The organism is Streptomyces sp. YIM S03343, from assembly GCF_054729195.1.
In genome coordinates, this window is sequence record NZ_JBPUKX010000001.1 from 6,075,453 (window position 1) to 6,094,310 (window position 18,858).

Sequence of the window (18,858 nt, forward strand, 5' to 3'; positions counted from 1 at the left end):
ACGGGGCATTGTGGGTGCGCCGGACCGTGGTGTGAAGCACGCACCCGGCGCACCGGGGCTTGAACAGGCCATGGTCCTGGGGATGTATTGCGGGTGTGGTCGAAAACACTCCCGGCCCGTTACCGGCAGATGGTGGCGCGTCCACCAGGCATGAGGGGAGACTGACTGCAGATCGTCCCGGCGCGAGCCACGCGCCGCCGGCGTACAAGGAGGCCATCTGTGCCGCATGTCCTGGTTCTCAATGCGTCGTACGAGCCGCTCGGCGTCGTACCGCTCCGCCGCGCGCTCATCCTCGTCCTCGAGAACAAGGCAGTCAGCCTCGAGGAGTCCGGCGCCTATATGCACAGCGCAACCGTCTCAGTCCCCGCACCCAGCGTGGTCCGGCTCAAGCGATTCGTCCGGGTTCCCTATCGGGGGCCCGTTCCTCTCACCCGGCGGGCGCTGTTCGCACGCGACGGGGGCCGGTGCATGTACTGCGGTGGCGTCGCAACCAGCGTCGACCACGTCATCCCGCGCAGTCGCGGGGGCAAACACGTCTGGGACAACGTGGTGGCCTCGTGCCGCCGCTGCAACCACGTGAAGGCCGACCGTCATCTCGTCGAACTCGGCTGGCGCCTGCGCCACAAACCCGCCCCGCCCACCGGCCTCGCCTGGCGCATCATCGGCACGGGCCATAGGGACCCGCGCTGGATGCCGTACTTGCAGCCGTACGGCGCGGACGACGCCCTGGCCCGGATCGACGGCATATCAGCCTGACGTCCGGGCCTTCGTATGCGTACGGCCACGGTGCCGCGCCCTACCGTGATGGGTGGGGTGCGACACCGCGGCCGTACGGCCTGCCCGTTCCGGCCGCGCGTGACCCCGGCGGTGCCCTCAGCAGCGCGCCCCCTCCGGACGCGCCCCGCGCACCGCGTACAGGACAGTGCCCAGCACGAACACCGTGCCCGCCGCCAGCCATGCCCCCGGCTGCCCGCCCGGCTGCATCGGCCACGCCAACACGGCGACCGCCCACCCGCGCGCCCCGTTCGACGCCATGTACACCGCGCCGACGTAGCCGGCGGCGGGCAGCCAGCTCAGCCGCGCGCTCAGCAGGGCCGCCGCGGCGGCCGTGACGCCGACACACCCGAGCAGATTGCGGACCATGGCCGGGGGCCCGAACTCGAGCGCGTCCCCGGGTACGGCGAGCGGCAGTAGCGCCGCCGCGAGAATGGTCAGCGCCAGTAGATGCGCCAGCCGCCGCGGCCACCAGGGCAGCGCGGCCGTACGGTCCAGTTCGTCGCTCGGGCTGTGCAGGCCGACGCCGATCACCGCGGCGGCCAGCAGGGGCGTCAGGGCCACGATCGCCGTCCGCCGGTTCATGTCCAGGTCGGCGTCCATCACACCGGCCGCCCACACGGCGCAGGCGACGGTCCCGGCGAGTGCGGCGAGGGTCAGGGGCAGGGCGCGGGAACGGGCGTAGAGGAGGACACCGTGGGCTGCGGTCACAGGGCTGGCACCCCGCTCGGGTCGCAGGTGCGTACGGCGGCGAAGTACGCCGACAGCCAGGTGCGACGCTCGTCCGCGGTCATCGACGCGAGACGGGCACGGGCGGCCTGCCGCCGCCGCAGTTCGGCCCGCTCGGCCTTGTCGCCGCGAGCGTCGATCGCGTCGAAGCGGCCGTCCGACGGGAGTGGTGCCAGGTAGCGCGTCACGGCGTCCTCCGCCTGGTTCAGGCGTGCATACCGATCCCGGTGCAGCTCCAGGCGTTCGCAGCGCGAGCTCGACTGGAGCGCTGCCGCCGCCTCCCACGCGTACTGCTGCGAGTCCGTCAGCCGCCCCCGCACCACCGACCAGCCGATGGGCGTCAGCATCGGCAGCTCCACCTCGTCGCGGCGCGACGCACCGGGCCGGTCCTCGAACCGGAGCGGCAGATTCTGCACGCCCTCCAGACGGCCGGTGATGCCCCTCAGAGCCTTCGTGACCTGCGGCAACAGTCCAGCGTAGCGGGCGTTGACGCAGATCTGGGGGGTGGTGGAGGTGTCGCAGACCTGGTGCTCGGCGACAGGGGCCGTGTGCCACAGCCCGGACCCGCTCTGCAGAAGCAGCGCGCCTGCCGCAGCCGCTGCCGCGAGCGGCAGCAGGGCCGTGTACCGGCGCCGGGCCGCGTACGCCAGCACCGCGGCCGCCGCGAGACCGGCCACCCACACCGCCATCGCCACCGGCTGCACGCCGTCCGGGACCACGGTGTCGTCGACCGGGAACACCGGGTTCACGAAGCGGTCCCAGCCTCGCTCGCCGTCTGTCGACAGGACCAGGACGACGTACCACGCCATCGCCAGCAGCGGCGCGGTCGGCCGCCACGCCGTCAGCCGTCCCACGACCTGGCCCGTCATCGCCGCTGCCGCGAGCGTCACCGCGTCCACCGGCAGAAGGTCCAGCCAGGGGCTGCCGCCACCGGCATACGGCCAGGTCGCGAGCAGCGCAGCCGCCGCCGCGACCAGGTATCCGGCGACCACCCAGAGCGCGAGCGGCAGCGACGCGACGAGGAACCTGACCAGGGGGCCGCGCGCCGCCGTCTTCCACAGCTCCCGCGTACCGCGTCGGCGCTCCCGGCCGCCCTGCCAGCAGCCCGCGGCCGACGCGAGCGGCAGCAGGATCAGGAGGGCGGTGTGCAGCATCGAGCGCGTTTCCGCCCAGCCGCCCTGCCAACGGTCGGCCGATTCGGCCATCGTCACTGCCGTCGTCAGCAGGACGGCGGCCCCGGCCCAGGGTGCGAATGTGCGGACGGTCTCGGCGCGCAGGGGGTGGACGGCGACCGGCCGCCGCCCCGTCCTCTCCCGTACCGCGGCCGTAGCGTCGTCCTTCTCTTCTATGAGGGTCATCGCGTCGCCCCCATGACGGCCGGGGAGCCCGCCGCTTCCACGTTCCTGCGGTGGGCCCGCAGCGCGGCCGTGTATCCGCGCTCGGTCGGGTTGTCGCCGACGCCGTCCGCTGTTTCGTCGTCACCCAGCGCACTGAGCGCGTCCGGGGTGCCGCGGTAGGCGACCCGGCCCGCGTCGAGGAGGGTGACCTCCGTGCAGGCGGCGGCCACGTCCTCCACCAGGTGGGTGGAAACGATCACGGTGGCGGAGGTGCCCAGCTCGCGCAGCAGGGCGCGGAACTCCACGCGCTGCTCGGGGTCGAGGCCCGCGGTGGGCTCGTCCAGCAGCAGGACGTCGGGGTCGTTGACGATGGCCTGCGCGATGCCGACGCGGCGGACCATACCGCCGGACAGCGTCTTGACCTTGGCTTCGATGCGGTCGCCGAGTCCGACTCGTTCGACGGCGCGTTCGACGGCGTCCGGAACACGGGCGGCCGGCAGTTCCTTCAGCCAGGCCATGTACGCCACGAACTCGCGGACCGTGAAACCCGGGTAGTAGCCGAACTCCTGGGGGAGATAGCCGAGCCGACGCCGGACGGGACCGCGCCGCCGTGGCTCGGCGACGTCCTCGCCGAGGATCTCCACGTGCCCGCCGTCCGGTTGGGCGACGGTGGCCAGGACACGGATCAGGGAGGTCTTGCCCGCGCCATTCGGGCCGAGCAGGCCGTGCACACCGTGGCCGAGGGTGAGGTCCACCGAGTCGAGGGCGACGGTTCTGCGGTGCCGGACGTGCAGGCCGGTCACGCGTATCGTGCTCAAAGGGTCTCCAGAGATGCGGAATGGGGCTTCGGCAGACGGCGGGTTCACCGCTGCGGCAGCCGGTCGTAGGCGGAACGGCGGGCGGCCAGCGCGACGGCGCACAGCACGACTGCGGCGGCCCAGGCGCCCTGGGCGAGCGGCCCGCCGAGAAGGGCGGAGAGCCGCTCGGCGAGCTGGGTGAGCGGTGCTGCACCGGACAGGTCAGGGGACGGGTCCGGGCCGGGGAGGAGTACGGCGCACAGCCAGCCGCCGCCCGCCACGGCTGTACCGGTCCGGCAGCCGACGTATCCCGCCAGGGCCAGCGAGACGAGTGTCAGAGCGAGCCCCGGCAGCAGCCACGCCGCCGCCCCCGGCCCGTCGGAGCAGGGCAGCAGCAGGCCCGCGAGGGTCAGCGGCGGCAGGCTGACGGCGAGGACGGCGGCCGTCCGCGTCAGCAGCAGCCGCAGCCCGCCGGAGGGCGTGGACGCCGTGATCTCGTACAGCGGGTCGGCGTACGGCCCGTAGGACAGGGCGACACCGAGCACGGGGACGACCGGCGCGACGGCGAGCAGCAGCGGCCGGGCCCCCGTCACCCCGGCCCCGTAGGCCAGCGCCAGGGCCCCCGCGGCGACGAGCAGCACGGCCAGCGACCAGGCACCGCGCACGGCGGGACCGACGGCCCAGAGGACGCGGGTGAGGACGGGAACCGGGTGCTGGGCGGCAGGCAGTACGCCGCGTGGCGCGGCCACGTGGCCTTCGCTGTCCCGGACTTCTCTCAGCACCGCTGCCCTTACCTCTCCCAGGACCGCTCCCGCGGTTCCCGCCCGCACCGCGTGCGAGACGCGCGAGGCACAGGTGCCGCACTGCTCCAGATGCTGCTCCAGGGACCAGGCGTCCGGCTCCGGCAGCGAGCCGTCGGCGTAGCGGGCGGCCAGGGCTTCGGACACGTGCCAGGGGGTGGTGGTCATGCCGGGCCTCCCGCCGGGTTCGGGGTCGGGGTCGGGTTCGGGTTCAAGTGGGCGAGTGCGGCGCGCAGTTCGGCGCGGGCGCGCATCGCGCGGGTCTTGACGGTGCCTTCGGGGATGCCGAGCAGCCGGGCGGCCTCACGGGTGGTCAGCCCGTCGACGACGGTCGCGCGCAGCACGTCCCGCAGCTCGGGCGAGATCCGGTCGAGGGCGGCCCCGACATCGCCGTACTCCAGTCCCGCCAGGACCCGCTCCTCGGCGGACGGCAGGGCAGCGGCCGACGCGTGATCGACGCGGGCGGTGTCCATGGGCGAGACCTTGATCCGGGCGGCCCGCTCCTGTGCCCGCTGGGCGTCGATCAGACGGCGGGCGGCGATGGTCCACAGCCAGCCCCCGGCCTCCCCACCGTTGTGCGTGCCTGCCGACCGCCACACCGCTACGAACGTGTCCTGAAGGACCTCCCGCACCAGTTCGGGATCGGCGCAACGGCGAGCGAGGCGCGCGTACAACCACCCGGCATGCCGGTCGTACAACGTGCCCAGGGCCACCGCGTCCCCGTCCACCACGGCCCGCAGCAGGTCCGCGTCCGTCTCACTCTCCCCGTGGCACCGCACGGGCCGGAACAGTCTCACACCTTGTCTGTCGACGGGTTCCGCCGGAGCGGTTCACGGCCGGGTACGGTCAGCCGAACCGGGTCACCTGAATCACCACGATCCGCTCACCCCTCACATCCGCCAGGTAGGTGAGCATGAGCAGCCCTCGGCTCTCGGTGCGGACGCCCGGTCCCGGCCCGGTGTAGGCGGACCCTTCGAGGAAGACCATGGACTCGCGCACGGCGATTTCGTTGGCGAGCCGCTCGGTCTCGATCCGGGCCGGGTCCGGAAGCCCGTCCAACAGGTCGTCTCCGAACGGCTCCCAGTGCCAGTCAGCCACCTGCGACCTCACGGTGCGCCGCCCGGACGATCTCCGCAGCTTCCTGGATCGCGCGCTCCCGTACGTCGGAGTCGGGATCATCGACGGCCCGCTCGGCCGCATGCAGTCGGCGCGCGGTCTCGGGGAACCGCTCGATCTCGACGACCACGCCCCACTGCCGGTAGAACATCCTGATCGGTACGACGCTGTCCTCGTCCCCGGCTCGCACGAACGCCCTTTGCAGGTCCTCGAAGAACTCGGGGAGACGAGACGGGACGACCGAGGCCACCGCCTGCCGGAGAGCGGGGAGCGTCAGCTCGGGCCGCGGAATGAGCGGAGTGTTCGAGTCCGCGTGCGGCATGGTCACCAGCCGCCCCTTCCGTTCGTCATGTGCTCTTCCGGCATGTGCCCACGCTAGCGCCATTCCATCGGCTCCTCCGCGAGCGCCGATGAATCAGCCTGGCAGGGCATGAGGATCGGTCCCCACTCCGCCCAGACCGTCTTGCCGACCGCTGGACGTGGGCACACACCCCACTTGTCGGCCAGCATCCCGACGATCACCAGCCCCCGCCCGAACTGCTCCTCGCCACGCGCGTCCCGGGCCGTCGGCAGCCGCTCCCCGCGAGGATCGCTCACCTCGATACGGAGGCCTGCGGCGTCGACGGTCAGGCGTACGCGGATCAACCTGTCCCGCAGGCTGCCGTGCAGCAGCGCGTTGGTCATCAACTCGGAGGTGACGACGGCGATGTCATCGGCGCGGGCACCTGCTGGAGGTCGCCGAACTCCCGAACGTCCGCCTCCAGGTGCTGCCGTTCCGCGCGGGCGGACACCCTTGCATCACGGGCCCGTTCACGATCATCTCGTTCGCCGAGAGCGAGGCCATGGACGTGGTCCACGCGGACACCATCATGTCAACCGTGTGGGCTGAGAACGGCGTCGAGAGCGCGGCGTACAGTGCCTTCTTCGACCGCACGGCCCGGCTGAGCCTCGCCCAGCGGGACTCGGTCCTGTTGATCGACACCATTCGCCAGGAGGTCTGATCCATGTCCGAGTTCGCCTTTATGAAGTCCAGCTACAGCAACACCGGCGGCCAGTGTGTCGAGGTGGCCCGCAACATCGCCCACACTGTCGCTGTCCGCGACTCCAAGTCGCCCGACGGCCCCATAGTCCGCCTGGCTCCCGAGGCATGGGCGGAGTTCACTGCATCACTCGACTGACCTCGGTCTGTCCTGTTCTCACCCGGCAGGGCTTGGGTCTGTACGCCGATGCGATTCGTCAGGAGATCTGATCATGTGCGAGTTCGACTTCGTGAAGTCCAGCCACAGCAGCACCGCAGGCGAGTGTGTCGAGGTGGCCCGCAACATCGCCCACATCGCTGTCCGCGACTCCAAGTCGCCCGACGGCCCCATGGTCCGCCTGACCCCGGACACGTGGAAGGAGTTCACCGTGTCGCTGAGCTGAGCGGTCTTCTGCTTCTCCGGCATGGCTGTCAAGGATGTGGCAGTTTGAGACGGGGACGTCTGTCTCTCCGCCCGTTGGGTAGGGCTGCGGTGATCTGGCAGGTGCCGTACTCGACCAAGGAGGCCCCGTGGCCGCACATCTCACGTTTCCGGCCCGCTCCAAACCTCCGGCGGTGCGGTCCGCCGAGCCCCGGGAAGAGGTGCCGTACCCGCTCGGCGTGGAGCCGGCCGTGGCCGAGGTGCCGCTGACCAGCGAGCCGCCGCTGCCCGAGGCCGAGCCTCTCACCAGTGAGCCTCCGCTCACCGACGCGTCCAGCACAGCGAGGCCATAGATGACCGAGCGTCCAGGCGGCGAACTCTCCCGGCTTGCCGAGTTGCACGGTGTCGCCACCTCCTACAGCCCCTCCCCGGGGCGTACCGTCGCCGCCTCCGTCGGTGCCGTGACCGCCGCGCTTGCCGCGCTCGGGGTCGATGCCGACACGCCCGAGGCCGTCCGTGCCGCCCTTGCCGCGCGGGAGGAGGAACTGGCTGTTCGGCTGCTGCCGCCCACCCTCGTGTGTCAGCACGGTGCCGTGCCTGCCGCGGTCGAGGCGCTGCCCGCCGGCACCCTGCTCTCGGTCGAGACCGAGCAGGGTGAGCGTCGGGCCGGGGTGGAGGGGGTGCCGCCCGGTGTGCATCGGCTGACCGTCGGCGCGCCCGACGGGCGTACCGCGTGGGTGCATCTTGTGGTGGCGCCTGCGCGGCTGCCCACCCCTACGGTCCGTTCCTACGGGCTTCTCGTTCAGATCTACTCCCTGCTCTCTCGGCGCTCCTGGGGCATCGGTGATCTCGGTGATCTCGGTGAGTTGGCCGGGTGGGCGGGGCGGGTGCTGGGTGCCGGGTTTGTGCAGGTCAACCCGTTGCACGCCGCCGTACCCGGGCCGCCCATCGATCCGTCCCCCTACCGGCCCTCCTCCCGCCGGTTCCCCGATCCGGTGCATCTGCGCGTCGAGGACATTCCCGAGTTCGCGTACGTCGAGGATCAGGAGCGGTTGAGAGGGCTCCTGGAGCGGGGTGGGCGGCTGCGCGACGCCGTGCTGGACAAGGGCGCCCTCATCGACCGGGACGCCGTGTGGGAGCTCAAGCGTGAGGCGCTGGAGCTCGTCGTCGCCGTACCGCTCGGGCCCGGGCGGCGTGCCGCCTACGACGACTTCCTCGCCGAACAGGGACGGGCCCTGGAGGACCACGCCACCTGGTACGCGCTCGCCGAGCGGCACGGCGCCGACTGGCACACCTGGCCCGTGGGCCTGCGCGACCCCCGTTCCGCCGAGACCGCCCTTGCGCGCGACGCCCTCAGAGACCGCGTCGACTTCCACTCCCGGCTCGCCTGGCTCACCGACGAGCAGCTCACCGCCGCCCAGCGGGCCGCCCGTGAGGCGGGCATGGCGGTCGGGATCGTCCACGACCTCGCCGTCGGCGTGCATCCCGGCGGTGCCGATGCCTGGGCGCAGCAGGACCACTTCGCCGTGGGCATGTCTGTGGGCGCCCCGCCCGACGCCTTCAATGCCCGGGGGCAGGACTGGGGGCTGCCTCCGTGGCGTCCGGACCGGCTCGCGGGCTCTGGGTATGCCCCTTATCGCCGTCTGCTGCGTGGTCTTTTTCGCTACGCCGGTGCGCTTCGGATCGATCACGTCATGGGGCTGTTCCGGTTGTGGTGGGTGCCGGAGGGGCGTCCGCCGACCGAGGGTACGTATGTCCGGTACGACGCCGAGGCCATGCTTGCCATCCTCGCGCTGGAGGCGTCGCGTACCGGGGCGCTGGTGATCGGTGAGGATCTCGGCACCGTTGAGCCGGGGGTGCGGGAGAGCCTTCAGGAGCGGGGGGTGCTGGGGACGTCCGTGTTGTGGTTCGAGCGGGACTGGGACGGGGACGGGCAGCCCCTGCCGCCGGAGAGCTGGCGGTCCGAGTGTCTTGCCACGGCTACGACTCATGATCTGCCGCCCACCGCTTCGCGGCTCACCGGTGAGTACGTCTCCCTGCGTGACCGGCTTGGGCTGCTCACCCGGCCGGTGGAGGAGGAGCGGGCGGAGGCTGCCGCCGATGCCGGGGAGTGGCTGGGGGTGCTGAGGCGGCTCGGGCTGCTGGAGAGCGCTTCGGAGTCGGAATCCGAGGAGGCCCAGGTGCAGGCCGTGCATCGGTTCCTGTTGCGGACTCCGGCCCGGATGGTGGGGGTCTGGCTGCCGGATGCGGTCGGGGACCGGCGGCCGCAGAATCTGCCGGGGACCTGGGACGAGTATCCGAACTGGCGGCTGCCGGTCGCTGATGCGGAGGGGCGGCCTGTGACCTTGGAGGAGGTCGCCTCTTCGGGGCGGGCGCGTGCGCTGTTCGGCGTGCTGCGGGAAGGGGGATTCGGGGGGCCGGGTACGGCGTAGGTCGTCGTAGGCCGTTGTACGGGAACCCCGGGCGCGCGGGGGGTTCGGGCGTTCGCTACTTTTGCACCGTGGACAAGAAGAACGCTCTGCGCGCCGGGGTTCTGGCTGCCGGTACGACGCTGATGATGCTGCTCATGTCGTCCCCTGCGCTTGCGCTCACGCGCCATGACGGTGACGATCCCGGGCAGGGTCTCAGTGTTGCCCAGACGCTCGGGCTGTATGTCGCTACGCCGATCGCGCTGTTCGTGATCATTGCTGGACTGGTGATTCTGGCGGACAAGTCCCGTACCAAGGGTGCGACGAAGGCGTAGCCGGCTGGGGTTTTCGCCCCCGCCGCCCCTTCCCGTCCCGTCACGGGGGCTCCGCCCCCGTACCCCCGCTCCTCAAACGCCGGAGGGGCTAATTTTTAGCCCGTCCGGCGTTTGAGGACGAGGCCCGAAGGGCCGATAGGGGGGTCTGGGGGCGCAGCCCCCAGGGACGGGAACGGGAAGGGGCGGCGGGGGCGGAGAGATGGGTGCGGTTTCGGCCGCCGCACCCCACCTCCCCTCACGTGTTCACGCCTCCGCGTCCGCCGCCTGCGCCCGCAGGGCCCGTTCCACGCCTGCCCGGGACTCCGAGACCAGGCGGCGCAGGGCCGCGTTGGGGTCGGCCGCGGACAGCCAGGTGTCTGTCCTGGTCAGGGTGGACTCGGAGACCTGGATCGTCGGGTAGAGGCCCACCGCGATCTGCTGGGCGATCTCGTGGGAGCGGGAGTCCCAGATTCCCTTCAGGACCTCGAAGTACTTCTCCGTGTACGGCGCCAGCAGCTCGCGCTGGTCCGTCTGGACGAAGCCGGCGATGACCGCCTCCTGGACGGCGTTGGGCAGCTTGTCGGACTCGATGACCGATGCCCATGCCTCGGCCTTGGCCTCGGCCGTCGGGCGGGCGGCGCGGGCCATCGCCGCGTGGCGCTCGCCCGCGGCTGTCTTGTCGCGCTCGTACTCGCCCGCGATCTCCGTCTCGTCGAAGACGCCCACCGCCGCCAGCCGCTGCACGAACGCCCAGCGCAGCTCCGTGTCCACCACCAGGCCGTCGACGGTGTGCGTGCCGTCCAGCAGGCCCTCCAGGAGGTCCAGCTGCTCGGGCGTACGCGCCGTGGCCGCGAAGGCTCGGGCCCAGGCCAGTTGGTGGTCGCTGCCCGGCTCCGCGGCCCGGAGGTGGGCCAGCGTGGCGTCGGTCCAGCGGGTCAGCAGGGCATCGCGGGCTGTCGGGTCGGCGTACAGCTCGATCGCCAGCTTCACCTGGCGGTGCAGGGACTGGACGACCCCGATGTCGGTCTCCTTGGCGATGCCGGACAGGGCCAGGGAGAGGTAGTCCCGGGTCGGGAGCTCGGCGTCGCGGGTCATGTCCCAGGCCGACGCCCAGCACAGGGCCCGGGGGAGGGAGGAATCGAAGTCGCCGAGGTGGTCGGTGACGACGGCCAGCGACTCCTCGTCCAGGCGGACCTTCGCGTACGACAGGTCGTCGTCGTTGAGGAGGATCACCGCCGGGCGGGGGCGGCCCGCGAGCTGCGGTACAGCCGTCAGCTCGCCGTCCACGTCCAGCTCGATCCGGTCGGCGCGCACCAGCTTGCCGGTCGCCTGGTCGAGGTCGTAGAGGCCGATCGCGATGCGGTGCGGACGGAGAGTCGGCTCGCCCTTGGCGCCTGTGGGCAGGGCCGGGGCCTCCTGGCGGACCGCGAAGGAGGTGATGACGCCGTCGGAGTCCGCCCCGATCTCGGGGCGGAGGATGTTGATGCCCGCCGTCTCCAGCCACTTGCCCGACCAGGTCTTCAGATCGCGGCCCGAGGTCTCCTCCAGGGCGCCCAGCAGGTCGGACAGGCGGGTGTTGCCGTAGGCGTGGCGCCTGAAGTACGCCTGCACACCGCGGAAGAACTCGTCCATGCCGACGTACGCGACCAACTGCTTGAGCACGCTGGCGCCCTTGGCGTACGTGATGCCGTCGAAGTTGACGAGCACATCGTCCAGGTCGCGGATCTCGGCCATGATCGGGTGCGTGGACGGCAGCTGGTCCTGCCGGTACGCCCAGGTCTTCATGGAGTTGGCGAACGTGGTCCACGAGTGCGGCCAGCGCGAGCCGGGGGCGTACGCCTGGCAGGCGATGGAGGTGTAGGTGGCGAACGACTCGTTCAGCCACAGGTCGTTCCACCACTCCATGGTGACCAGGTCGCCGAACCACATGTGCGCCAGCTCGTGCAGGATCGTCTCCGCCCGCACCTCGTACGCCGCGTCGGTCACCTTGGACCGGAAGACGTACTGGTCGCGGATGGTCACCGCACCCGCGTTCTCCATCGCGCCCGCGTTGAACTCCGGCACGAAGAGCTGGTCGTACTTGGCGAAGGGGTACGCGTAGTCGAACTTCTCCTGGAACCAGTCGAAGCCCTGCCGGGTGACCTCGAAGATCGCGTCCGAGTCGAGATACTGGGCGAGCGAGGGACGGCAGTAGATGCCGAGCGGCACGCTCTGCCCGTCCTTCTCGTACACGCTGTGCACGGAGTGGTACGGGCCGACGATCAGCGCCGTGATGTACGACGAGATGCGTGGCGTCGGCTCGAAGACCCAGACGTCGTCCTTGGGCTCGGGCGTGGGGGAGTTGGAGACCACTGTCCAGCCGCTCGGCGCCTTCACGGTGAACTGGAAGGTCGCCTTCAGATCCGGCTGCTCGAACGACGCGAACACCCGGCGTGCGTCGGGCACCTCGAACTGGGTGTAGAGGTAGGCCTGCCCGTCGACCGGGTCGACGAAGCGGTGCAGCCCCTCACCGGTGTTGGTGTAGGCGCAGTCGGCGACGACCCGCAGGATGTTGGGGCCCTCCAGCAGTCCGGGGAGCGCGATCCGCGAGTCCTGGAAGACGACGGCCGGGTCGAGCGGATCACCGTTCAGCACGACCTCGTGCACCGCGGGGGCCACCAGGTCGATGAACGTCTCGGCGCCTCCCCCGTCCGTGACGTCGAAACGCACCGTGGTCACGGAACGGTAGGTGCCTCCCCCGCTCTCGGCTTCGCTCGCACTCGACGAGCGGGAGGCGCCCTCACCCCCACCCTGCGCGCCGGAGAGGTCTAGATCGATCTCGTACGAGTCAACGGTGAGCAGCTTCGCCCGCTGCTGCGCCTCTTCGCGAGTCAGGTTTGTGCCAGGCACGCGGTCATCTCCTCGTCATGGGTGGATCCGGACATCCTTCCATGCCGCGTCGCGTTCGCCCGAGAGTGCGGACCAGCGGGGTCCGGCGGCGTCGTAGACCGCCGGAAAGGCCGCCGAGGCCACCGGGGGGAGAGGCCGGAGACGGTGGATACGCGGGTGAGGGGCGCCCCGCTCGCGCCGGGCGCCCCTCACCCACACTGCCGTCTGCCTACTTGCTCAGCTCCTCCGCCACCAGCTCCGCGATCTGCACCGCGTTCAGCGCGGCGCCCTTGCGGAGGTTGTCGTTGGAGAGGAACAGGGCCAGGCCGTGCTCGACGGTCTCGTCCTCGCGGATGCGGCCGACGTACGACGGGTCCTGCCCGGCCGCCTGGAGGGGGGTCGGGATGTCGGTGAGGACCACGCCCGGGGCGTCGGACAGCAGCTCCGTGGCGCGCGCGACGCTGATCGGGCGGGAGAAGCGGGCGTTCACCTGGAGGGAGTGGCCCGAGAAGACCGGGACGCGGACACAGGTGCCGGAGACCTTCAGCTCCGGGATCTCCAGGATCTTGCGGGACTCGTTGCGGAGCTTCTGCTCCTCGTCCGTCTCGTTCAGACCGTCGTCCACGAGCGAGCCGGCCAGCGGGACCACATTGAAGGCGATCGGGCGCTTGTAGACCTGCGGCTCCGGGTAGTCGACCGCCTGGCCGTCGTGCGTCAGCTTGTCCGCGTCGGCCACGACCTTCTGCGCCTGCCCGTGCAGCTCCGCCACGCCCGCCAGGCCCGAGCCCGACACCGCCTGGTAGGTGGCGACGATCAGCGCCTCCAGGCCCGCCTCCAGATGCAGCGGCTTCAGCACCGGCATCGCGGCCATCGTGGTGCAGTTCGGGTTGGCGATGATGCCCTTGGGGCGGTTCGCCACCGCGTGCGGGTTCACCTCGGAGACCACCAGCGGCACCTCCGGGTCCATACGCCACGCCGACGAGTTGTCGATCACGACCGCGCCCTGCGAGGCGACCTTCCCGGCCAGCGCCTTCGACGTCGCGCCCCCCGCCGAGAACAGCACGATGTCCAGCCCGGTGTAGTCCGCGGTCGACGCGTCCTCCACCGTCACCCCGTCGATCACCCTCCCCGCCGAGCGCGCCGACGCGAACAGCCGCAACTCGTCCATCGGGAAGTCGCGTTCCACGAGGATCCTGCGCATGACCGTGCCGACCTGACCGGTGGCTCCGACGATTCCGACCCTCACGGCGACTCCCTTTTGTCTCGCATTACGTGTCCGTTGCCTGGCGGGGGCCTTTCCATCATGCGGTCCACCCCGGCCCGGCTGTCCAATTCTTTGCCCTCCCTGCCCGAAGGGTGGGACGCCCCGCACGGCCACAGCCCCCGCCCGGCGCCATCCACCGCACCCGGGAGTGTGACGTACGCCTCGGTCCGCCGCGCCGCGCTCCCGCGAACGTTTCCGGCCCCTCCCACGTCGTAGAGGAAACGCGGGAGGGGGTGGCTCGTGCTGCGCGGAAGAATCCGGCGCGGCCCGAAGGCGGACACCGGCGGCGGCGCCGATCCGCTCGACGCCGACCAGGAACGCCGGGTGCGGGCGGTGCTCGCGCTCGGTGGCGTGCCGCAGTCGGACCTGCCGGACGGGGTGCAGCAGGTCCGGCTGCGGCTGCTGGAACGGGCGGCCAAGGGCGAGGAGGCGCCGCGCGACGTCTCGGCGTGGTCAGCGGTCGTCGCCTCCCGGCTCGCGATGGACTGGCACCGGGCCAAACGCCGCCAGGAACGGATCGGCGAGCGGCTCGCCGCGCTGCGCCAGCCCGACCACCACCCTTCCGGCGAGGACAACCGCCTGCTCTCCATGACCGTCGCCCAGGGCCTGGACGAACTGCCCGACGCCCAGCGCCAGATCCTCGTCCTGCGCTTCTACGCCGATCTGCCCGTGCGCTCCATCGCCGACGAGCTCGGCGTGCCGGAGGGCACCGTCAAGAGCCGGCTGCACACGGCGGTACGGGCGCTGCGCGCCCGGCTGCACGAGGACGAGGTGGTGTGAGATGACCGCCCCACACGAGCGTCATGACAGTCACGGCCGTCACGGCGGTGGCCTGCCCGTCGATCCGCTCATGGCCGTGGTCACGGGGGAGCCACTCAGTGACGCCCAGCTCGCCGATCCCGCCTTCATGGCCAGGCACCGGGAGGCCGCCGCCGATGTCGCCGCCCTGCGGGAGCAACTCGGGCTCATCGCCGACGTGTTGACCGGGCCCGCGCCAGCCGAGGAGCCCGCGCAGCAGCAGCCGCAGCAGCGTCAGTCGTCGCAGCAGCCTCAGCCGCCCCGTCTGCGCTACGTAGCGCCCAGGCGCCGCCGCTCCTTCGCCTTCGGTGTCCTCGTCGTGACGGCCGTGGCCACCGTGCTGTCCGGGATGGCGTGGCTGCTGGCCCAGGCCGGCGGCGGCAGCGACAGCTCCACCGCGAGCGCCGACAGCGCGGCCGGTGCCAAGGAGCAGCACGGCGGCGCCGGGTACGGCAGTGCGTCCTCGTACCTGGCCTGCGCCCGCCTCGTCGTAGAGGGTGACGTCACCGCCGTACGGCCGGAGAAGGGTGCGAGCGGCCGGTACAAGGTGACGCTTCACGTCACCCGGGCCTACAAGCCCGCCGAGGTCCCCGACCAGGTCACCGTCGTCACCGACGCCTCCGCCGCGCCCCGGCCCGCCATCGGCCTGCACGTCCTGGTCGGCGTCACCGGCCGTTCCGCCACCGCCGCCCCGGATCTCTGGGTCACCGGCGAGCAGCGGATCGCAGAGCAACGGGCTGCGTTCCAGCGGGAGTCGAGCCGTACGCCTACTCCCACTCCCGCGCCCGGCTGCTCGTGACCGGTACACGGCTCGTACATACGAGAAGGGCGGGCGCCCTCATGGACGCCCGCCCCGATCGCCGCAGAGCTGCGGCCGAAGCCACAACCCCAACTGCTTCCGCTACGGCGTGACCTTCTCGATCTTCACACTGCCCGTGCCCGCGACCGCGCCGTGCCCATCGACCAGCTGGACCCGTCCGAAGAACTCCCGCCCCTCGGGCGCCTCCGCGGCGGCCGTGACCTGGCCGGACACGGTGGCCGTGGCGCCGGTGCCGAGCTTCACCGCGGCGGAGCCGTCGACGGTGACCGTGCCGAGGGTGGGGGAGAAGAAGACGTCCCGGTAGTCGTAGTCCGTCGTGCCGGCCGGCACCGAGTAACCGGCGACCTCGATGGTGTACGTACCCGCGGCGGGCTTGCTCAGGGAGACGGCCTCCTCGGAGTCGCCGTCGGCGGACTGCCCGACGACGGTCCCGGCGGCGTTCTTGACCGTGAGGTCGAGGTCGGCGGAGGCGTCGGAGACGTTGCCGATGGCCACGTCCAGCGACTCGGCGCCCTCGGGCACGACGACCGTCGTGGTCTGCGTCTCGCCCTGCTTGATGTTCGGCCGCGCCGACTTCGACGACCCGAGCGGGCCGCCGACCAGCTTGCCGTCCAGGGCGGCGTACTTGTTGGTCACCTTCCAGGAGGCGGTGGCCGGGACGCCGACCTTGGCCTCCGGCACGGTCACGGTCTCCGGGTCGAAGGCCGCGCCGAGGACGGTGACGTCCAGCGTGTACGGGTTGTCGAGCAGCGGCGACGTACGGCGCGACTCGACCTCGATCTCCCAGACCCCGGCCTGCGGGTCGGCGTACGACCGCACGTCCGGCTTGCAGCCGTTGCCGTCGAGGTAGTTGTTGTAGCAGTACGGCGTGCTGGTGTTGTCCAGAGGGACACCGTACGGGTGGATCGCGATGAACCGGGTCTGGCTCTTGTCCTTGAGCCCGCCGATGGCGACCTCCAGGGACTTGGCGCCCGCCGGCACGGTCACGAAGTACGAGCGGGTGCTGTTGCGCTGCACCGAGTCCGACGCGGAGACGGTGTACGCGGCGGGGGTGGAGACCACGACCGTGGAGAGGATCTGCTTGTCGACGCCCTCGGTGCGCGGGTCGTCGACCTCCAGGATCGCGCTCTTGAGGCCCGCCGAGCGCGGCTTGGCCTGGACCTTCACGGTGACCGGCTGGTTCAGCGGCAGCTTCACCACGTCGTCCCCGACGATCCGGAAGGTGCCCTCGGCGTTGTTCTCGAAGGACAGCTCGTGCCACAGGGCCTTGTCCGGGCCGGAGGTCCGGGTGACCGTGATGTCGTAGGTCTTCTTCTGACCCGCCTTGAGGCCGCCCTCGCGGTCGTAGAGGCCGGTGCCGTAGCCCGGGGTCTTCAGCGCCTGGTCCAGCGCGGTGTCGACCGGGGCCTTGACGGTGTAGTCGTGGGCTGAGGCGCCGTCACGGATGGCGTCCCACGCGTCCACGATGTTGATGAGGCCCGCGCCCTCTTCGTAGGCCTGGACGCCCTTGATGTGGTCGGCCGTCGAGGTGAGGGCGGTGCGCAGGGTTGCCGGAGTGAGGGCGATGCCCTTCTGCTTGGCGGCGCTGAGCAGGAGCGCGCTCGCGCCCGCGGCCTGGGGGGAGGCCATCGAGGTGCCCTGGAGCATGGAGTAGCCGGCCGGCAGGGAGTAGCCCGCCTCGGGCACCGGGGAGCCCGGCAGCCAGGTCTCGGTGCTGTTGATCGAGGCGCCGGGCGCGGTGATGGTCGGCGTGAAGCCGCCGTCCTCGCGCGGGCCGCGGGAGGAGAACGGCATCATCGCGTACCGCTTGGTCACCGCGGAGCCGTAGTTGGCCGCCCAGGTCTCCTTGGAGATGGCCGCGCCGACCGAGATCACCTTGTCGGCGAGACCGGGGTCGCCGATGGTGTTGGCGCCGGGGCCGGAGTTGCCCGCGGAGATCACCAGTTGGACGCCGTAGGTGTCGATGAGGCGGGTGTACAGCGCGGCGCGCGCGTTGTTGCCGTCGTTGAGCGCCGGGAGACCGCCGATGGACATGTTGACGATGTCCACGCCGCGGTTGACGACGAGGTCGATCATGCCCTCGGTGAGCGCGACGTTGGTGCATCCGCCGGTCCAGGTGCAGGCCCGGGAGGAGACGATCTTCGCGCCGGGCGCGGCGCCGTTCATCTTCCCGCCGAACAGGCCGTTGGCGGCGGTGATGCCGGCGACGTGGGTGCCGTGCTCGGACTCGATGACGCCGATGTTGACGAAGTCGGCCTTCTTGCCGACCCAGGACCCGCCGTAGGGGTCCATCGGCACGTCCTTGCGGATCTGCACGACGAACGGCTGCCGCTCGACCACGTCGGTGGTCGGGTCGTCGGTGCCGAAGTAGCCGATCTGGTAGCCGTCCTTGTACGGCTTCATCGGCGTGTCGTCGGAGAAGTCGTTGTTGTTGTTCAGGTCGACGGTGACCGTGCCGGCCGTCGCGTCGTACAGGACACCCCAGGAGTCGGTGGTGTCGCCGTCGCGGTTCGCGTCACCCGCCGCGTCACCGCCCGTGGTGTACGACTCCTTGAACGTGCTGATCTGGTACGAACCCGCGGGCGCCGTCCAGGTCTTGCCGCCGTAGGTGAAGGTGGGCCCGGACACGGACGTCACCATCGGACGCCAGGTCTGGTCGCTGTCGACGATCGGGTCGGTCGAGGTGACCCAGTCGGTGATCTTCCGCTCGCCGGTGGTGGTCTTCTGCAGCGCCGGATGGCCGAGGTCGACGCCGGAGTCGAGGATGCCGATGGTGATGCCGCGGCCGTCCGCCTTGGGGTGCTGCTTCACGAAGTCGACGGCGCCCGTCTCGAAGGACGGGTTGTACGGGTTCTCAGCGGGGGTGTTCTTGTCGGGCCCGCTGTAAGTGACCGATGCAGCCGCAGACTTGCCGCTGGTACCGGTGGCGCTCGGCGTCGGGTCGTCCAGCTGGATCTCCTGCCGCAGGTCGATCGCCTGCACGGAGGACAGCTTCGCGGCGGCCGCGATGGCCGCGTCGGCCTTGCCGGTGGGGACCGTGGCGCGGACGTAGCCGAGCTTGTCGTAGGAACGGCCCACCGAGCCGCCCTTGACGGCGTCCAGCTCCTGCGCGACCTGCTCGGTGGCACCCGGCGCCGTCGCGATCATCATCGTGACGTTCTTGGCGCCGTCGGCCTTGGCCTCGGCGAGCAGGTCGGCGTCGTCCGAACCGAGCTTCTTGTCGGCCGACTTGACGTCGGTGTCGGCAGTCGTGGCGGGCGGCGCGTCGGCGGACCAGGCCATGGGCACGGGCCCGGCCGCCGAGAGCGCGGCCACCACGCCCACGGCCAGGGCCGTACGGACCACGCGTCTGGCACCCGGTATCGGTTCACGCTGGGGGGTGAAGGTCATCGGCATCCCTTGCAGGTAAAGAACGAGCGAAGGTCATCGGATG

At 71.3% G+C, this 18,858-nt stretch carries 20 protein-coding genes; 9 read left to right on the forward strand and 11 right to left on the reverse strand.

Annotation, left to right across the window (positions count from 1 at the left end; all coding sequences use genetic code 11):
• Positions 1–219: 219 nt before the first annotated feature.
• Positions 220–756, forward strand: coding sequence for an HNH endonuclease (locus tag ACSYGN_RS26500; protein WP_460399806.1), 537 nt, complete (start codon positions 220–222; stop codon positions 754–756).
• 117 nt (positions 757–873) lie between these two features.
• On the opposite strand, the gene ACSYGN_RS26505 is transcribed toward ACSYGN_RS26500, so the two are convergent.
• The 8 genes from ACSYGN_RS26505 to ACSYGN_RS26540 are packed head-to-tail and all read right to left on the reverse strand — an operon-like array spanning position 874 to position 6,237.
• Positions 874–1,485, reverse strand: a complete 612-nt coding sequence (locus ACSYGN_RS26505; RefSeq protein WP_460399808.1) for a hypothetical protein — start codon at positions 1,483–1,485, stop codon at positions 874–876.
• Positions 1,482–2,861, reverse strand: coding sequence for a hypothetical protein (locus ACSYGN_RS26510; protein ID WP_460399810.1), 1,380 nt, complete (start codon positions 2,859–2,861; stop codon positions 1,482–1,484). Before ACSYGN_RS26510 ends, ACSYGN_RS26505 begins: the two co-directional genes overlap by 4 nt.
• Complete coding sequence (locus ACSYGN_RS26515) at positions 2,858–3,658, reverse strand: ABC transporter ATP-binding protein (RefSeq protein WP_460399812.1); 801 nt, start codon at positions 3,656–3,658, stop codon at positions 2,858–2,860. Before ACSYGN_RS26515 ends, ACSYGN_RS26510 begins: the two co-directional genes overlap by 4 nt.
• Positions 3,659–3,702: 44 nt before the next feature.
• Entirely contained in the window at positions 3,703–4,605 is a 903-nt protein-coding gene (locus ACSYGN_RS26520; RefSeq protein WP_460399814.1) for a zf-HC2 domain-containing protein, read from the reverse strand.
• Positions 4,602–5,234 (reverse strand): RNA polymerase sigma factor, encoded by a 633-nt coding sequence (locus tag ACSYGN_RS26525; RefSeq protein ID WP_460399816.1) that lies wholly within the window; start codon positions 5,232–5,234, stop codon positions 4,602–4,604. The genes ACSYGN_RS26520 and ACSYGN_RS26525 overlap by 4 nt, the downstream gene beginning before the upstream one ends.
• 49 nt (positions 5,235–5,283) lie before the next feature.
• The gene (locus tag ACSYGN_RS26530; RefSeq protein WP_460399818.1) at positions 5,284–5,535 is read right to left on the reverse strand and encodes a hypothetical protein; all 252 of its coding nucleotides are present in this window, start codon (positions 5,533–5,535) and stop codon (positions 5,284–5,286) included.
• On the reverse strand, positions 5,528–5,881 hold the full coding sequence (locus ACSYGN_RS26535) for a hypothetical protein (protein WP_460399820.1): 354 nt from the start codon (positions 5,879–5,881) through the stop codon (positions 5,528–5,530). The genes ACSYGN_RS26530 and ACSYGN_RS26535 overlap by 8 nt, the downstream gene beginning before the upstream one ends.
• Before the next feature lie 47 nt (positions 5,882–5,928).
• Complete coding sequence (locus ACSYGN_RS26540; RefSeq protein ID WP_460399822.1) at positions 5,929–6,237, reverse strand: ATP-binding protein; 309 nt, start codon at positions 6,235–6,237, stop codon at positions 5,929–5,931.
• A gap of 80 nt (positions 6,238–6,317) precedes the next feature.
• On the opposite strand from ACSYGN_RS26540, the gene ACSYGN_RS26545 reads away from it, so the two are divergent.
• The 6 genes from ACSYGN_RS26545 (at position 6,318) to ACSYGN_RS26570 (ending at position 9,696) form a co-directional block, all read left to right on the forward strand.
• The gene (locus ACSYGN_RS26545; RefSeq protein WP_460399824.1) at positions 6,318–6,554 is read left to right on the forward strand and encodes a Scr1 family TA system antitoxin-like transcriptional regulator; all 237 of its coding nucleotides are present in this window, start codon (positions 6,318–6,320) and stop codon (positions 6,552–6,554) included.
• A gap of 3 nt (positions 6,555–6,557) precedes the next feature.
• Complete coding sequence (locus ACSYGN_RS26550; protein WP_460399826.1) at positions 6,558–6,731, forward strand: DUF397 domain-containing protein; 174 nt, start codon at positions 6,558–6,560, stop codon at positions 6,729–6,731.
• Between the two features lie 73 nt (positions 6,732–6,804).
• The gene (locus ACSYGN_RS26555; RefSeq protein WP_460399828.1) at positions 6,805–6,975 is read left to right on the forward strand and encodes a DUF397 domain-containing protein; all 171 of its coding nucleotides are present in this window, start codon (positions 6,805–6,807) and stop codon (positions 6,973–6,975) included.
• A 127-nt stretch (positions 6,976–7,102) separates the two neighbouring features.
• On the forward strand, positions 7,103–7,306 hold the full coding sequence (locus ACSYGN_RS26560) for a hypothetical protein (protein ID WP_460403961.1): 204 nt from the start codon (positions 7,103–7,105) through the stop codon (positions 7,304–7,306).
• Positions 7,307–9,385 carry a 4-alpha-glucanotransferase gene (malQ, locus tag ACSYGN_RS26565; RefSeq protein ID WP_460399830.1) on the forward strand — a complete coding sequence of 693 codons (2,079 nt, stop codon included), beginning with the start codon at positions 7,307–7,309 and terminating at the stop codon, positions 9,383–9,385.
• A 68-nt stretch (positions 9,386–9,453) separates the two neighbouring features.
• The gene (locus tag ACSYGN_RS26570) at positions 9,454–9,696 is read left to right on the forward strand and encodes a hypothetical protein (protein WP_460399832.1); all 243 of its coding nucleotides are present in this window, start codon (positions 9,454–9,456) and stop codon (positions 9,694–9,696) included.
• A 243-nt stretch (positions 9,697–9,939) separates the two neighbouring features.
• Here ACSYGN_RS26570 and pepN read toward each other — a convergent pair whose 3' ends face one another.
• Together pepN and ACSYGN_RS26580 are read right to left on the reverse strand one after the other, a co-directional pair.
• On the reverse strand, positions 9,940–12,564 hold the full coding sequence (gene pepN, locus ACSYGN_RS26575; RefSeq protein ID WP_460399834.1) for an aminopeptidase N: 2,625 nt from the start codon (positions 12,562–12,564) through the stop codon (positions 9,940–9,942).
• 208 nt (positions 12,565–12,772) lie between these two features.
• The gene (locus tag ACSYGN_RS26580; RefSeq protein ID WP_460399836.1) at positions 12,773–13,789 is read right to left on the reverse strand and encodes an aspartate-semialdehyde dehydrogenase; all 1,017 of its coding nucleotides are present in this window, start codon (positions 13,787–13,789) and stop codon (positions 12,773–12,775) included.
• A 258-nt stretch (positions 13,790–14,047) separates the two neighbouring features.
• On the opposite strand from ACSYGN_RS26580, the gene ACSYGN_RS26585 reads away from it, so the two are divergent.
• Positions 14,048–14,587 carry a sigma-70 family RNA polymerase sigma factor gene (locus tag ACSYGN_RS26585; protein WP_460399838.1) on the forward strand — a complete coding sequence of 180 codons (540 nt, stop codon included), beginning with the start codon at positions 14,048–14,050 and terminating at the stop codon, positions 14,585–14,587.
• A gap of 1 nt (position 14,588) precedes the next feature.
• Positions 14,589–15,404 (forward strand): hypothetical protein, encoded by an 816-nt coding sequence (locus tag ACSYGN_RS26590; RefSeq protein ID WP_460399840.1) that lies wholly within the window; start codon positions 14,589–14,591, stop codon positions 15,402–15,404.
• A gap of 102 nt (positions 15,405–15,506) precedes the next feature.
• Here ACSYGN_RS26590 and ACSYGN_RS26595 read toward each other — a convergent pair whose 3' ends face one another.
• Positions 15,507–18,815 carry a S8 family serine peptidase gene (locus tag ACSYGN_RS26595; RefSeq protein ID WP_460399842.1) on the reverse strand — a complete coding sequence of 1,103 codons (3,309 nt, stop codon included), beginning with the start codon at positions 18,813–18,815 and terminating at the stop codon, positions 15,507–15,509.
• Positions 18,816–18,858: the final 43 nt, after the last annotated feature.

Bases quoted from the DNA above. Each gene is read 5' to 3' on its own strand.
- ACSYGN_RS26510 (WP_460399810.1), bottom strand. From the start codon at position 2,861: ATGACCCTCATAGAAGAGAAGGACGACGCTACGGCCGCGGTACGGGAG.
- ACSYGN_RS26590 (WP_460399840.1), top strand. From the start codon at position 14,589: ATGACCGCCCCACACGAGCGTCATGACAGTCACGGCCGTCACGGCGGT.
- ACSYGN_RS26595 (WP_460399842.1), bottom strand. From the start codon at position 18,815: ATGACCTTCACCCCCCAGCGTGAACCGATACCGGGTGCCAGACGCGTG.
- ACSYGN_RS26520 (WP_460399814.1), bottom strand. From the start codon at position 4,605: ATGACCACCACCCCCTGGCACGTGTCCGAAGCCCTGGCCGCCCGCTAC.
- malQ (WP_460399830.1), top strand. From the start codon at position 7,307: ATGACCGAGCGTCCAGGCGGCGAACTCTCCCGGCTTGCCGAGTTGCAC.
- ACSYGN_RS26555 (WP_460399828.1), top strand. From the start codon at position 6,805: ATGTGCGAGTTCGACTTCGTGAAGTCCAGCCACAGCAGCACCGCAGGC.
- ACSYGN_RS26540 (WP_460399822.1), bottom strand. From the start codon at position 6,237: ATGACCAACGCGCTGCTGCACGGCAGCCTGCGGGACAGGTTGATCCGC.
- ACSYGN_RS26550 (WP_460399826.1), top strand. From the start codon at position 6,558: ATGTCCGAGTTCGCCTTTATGAAGTCCAGCTACAGCAACACCGGCGGC.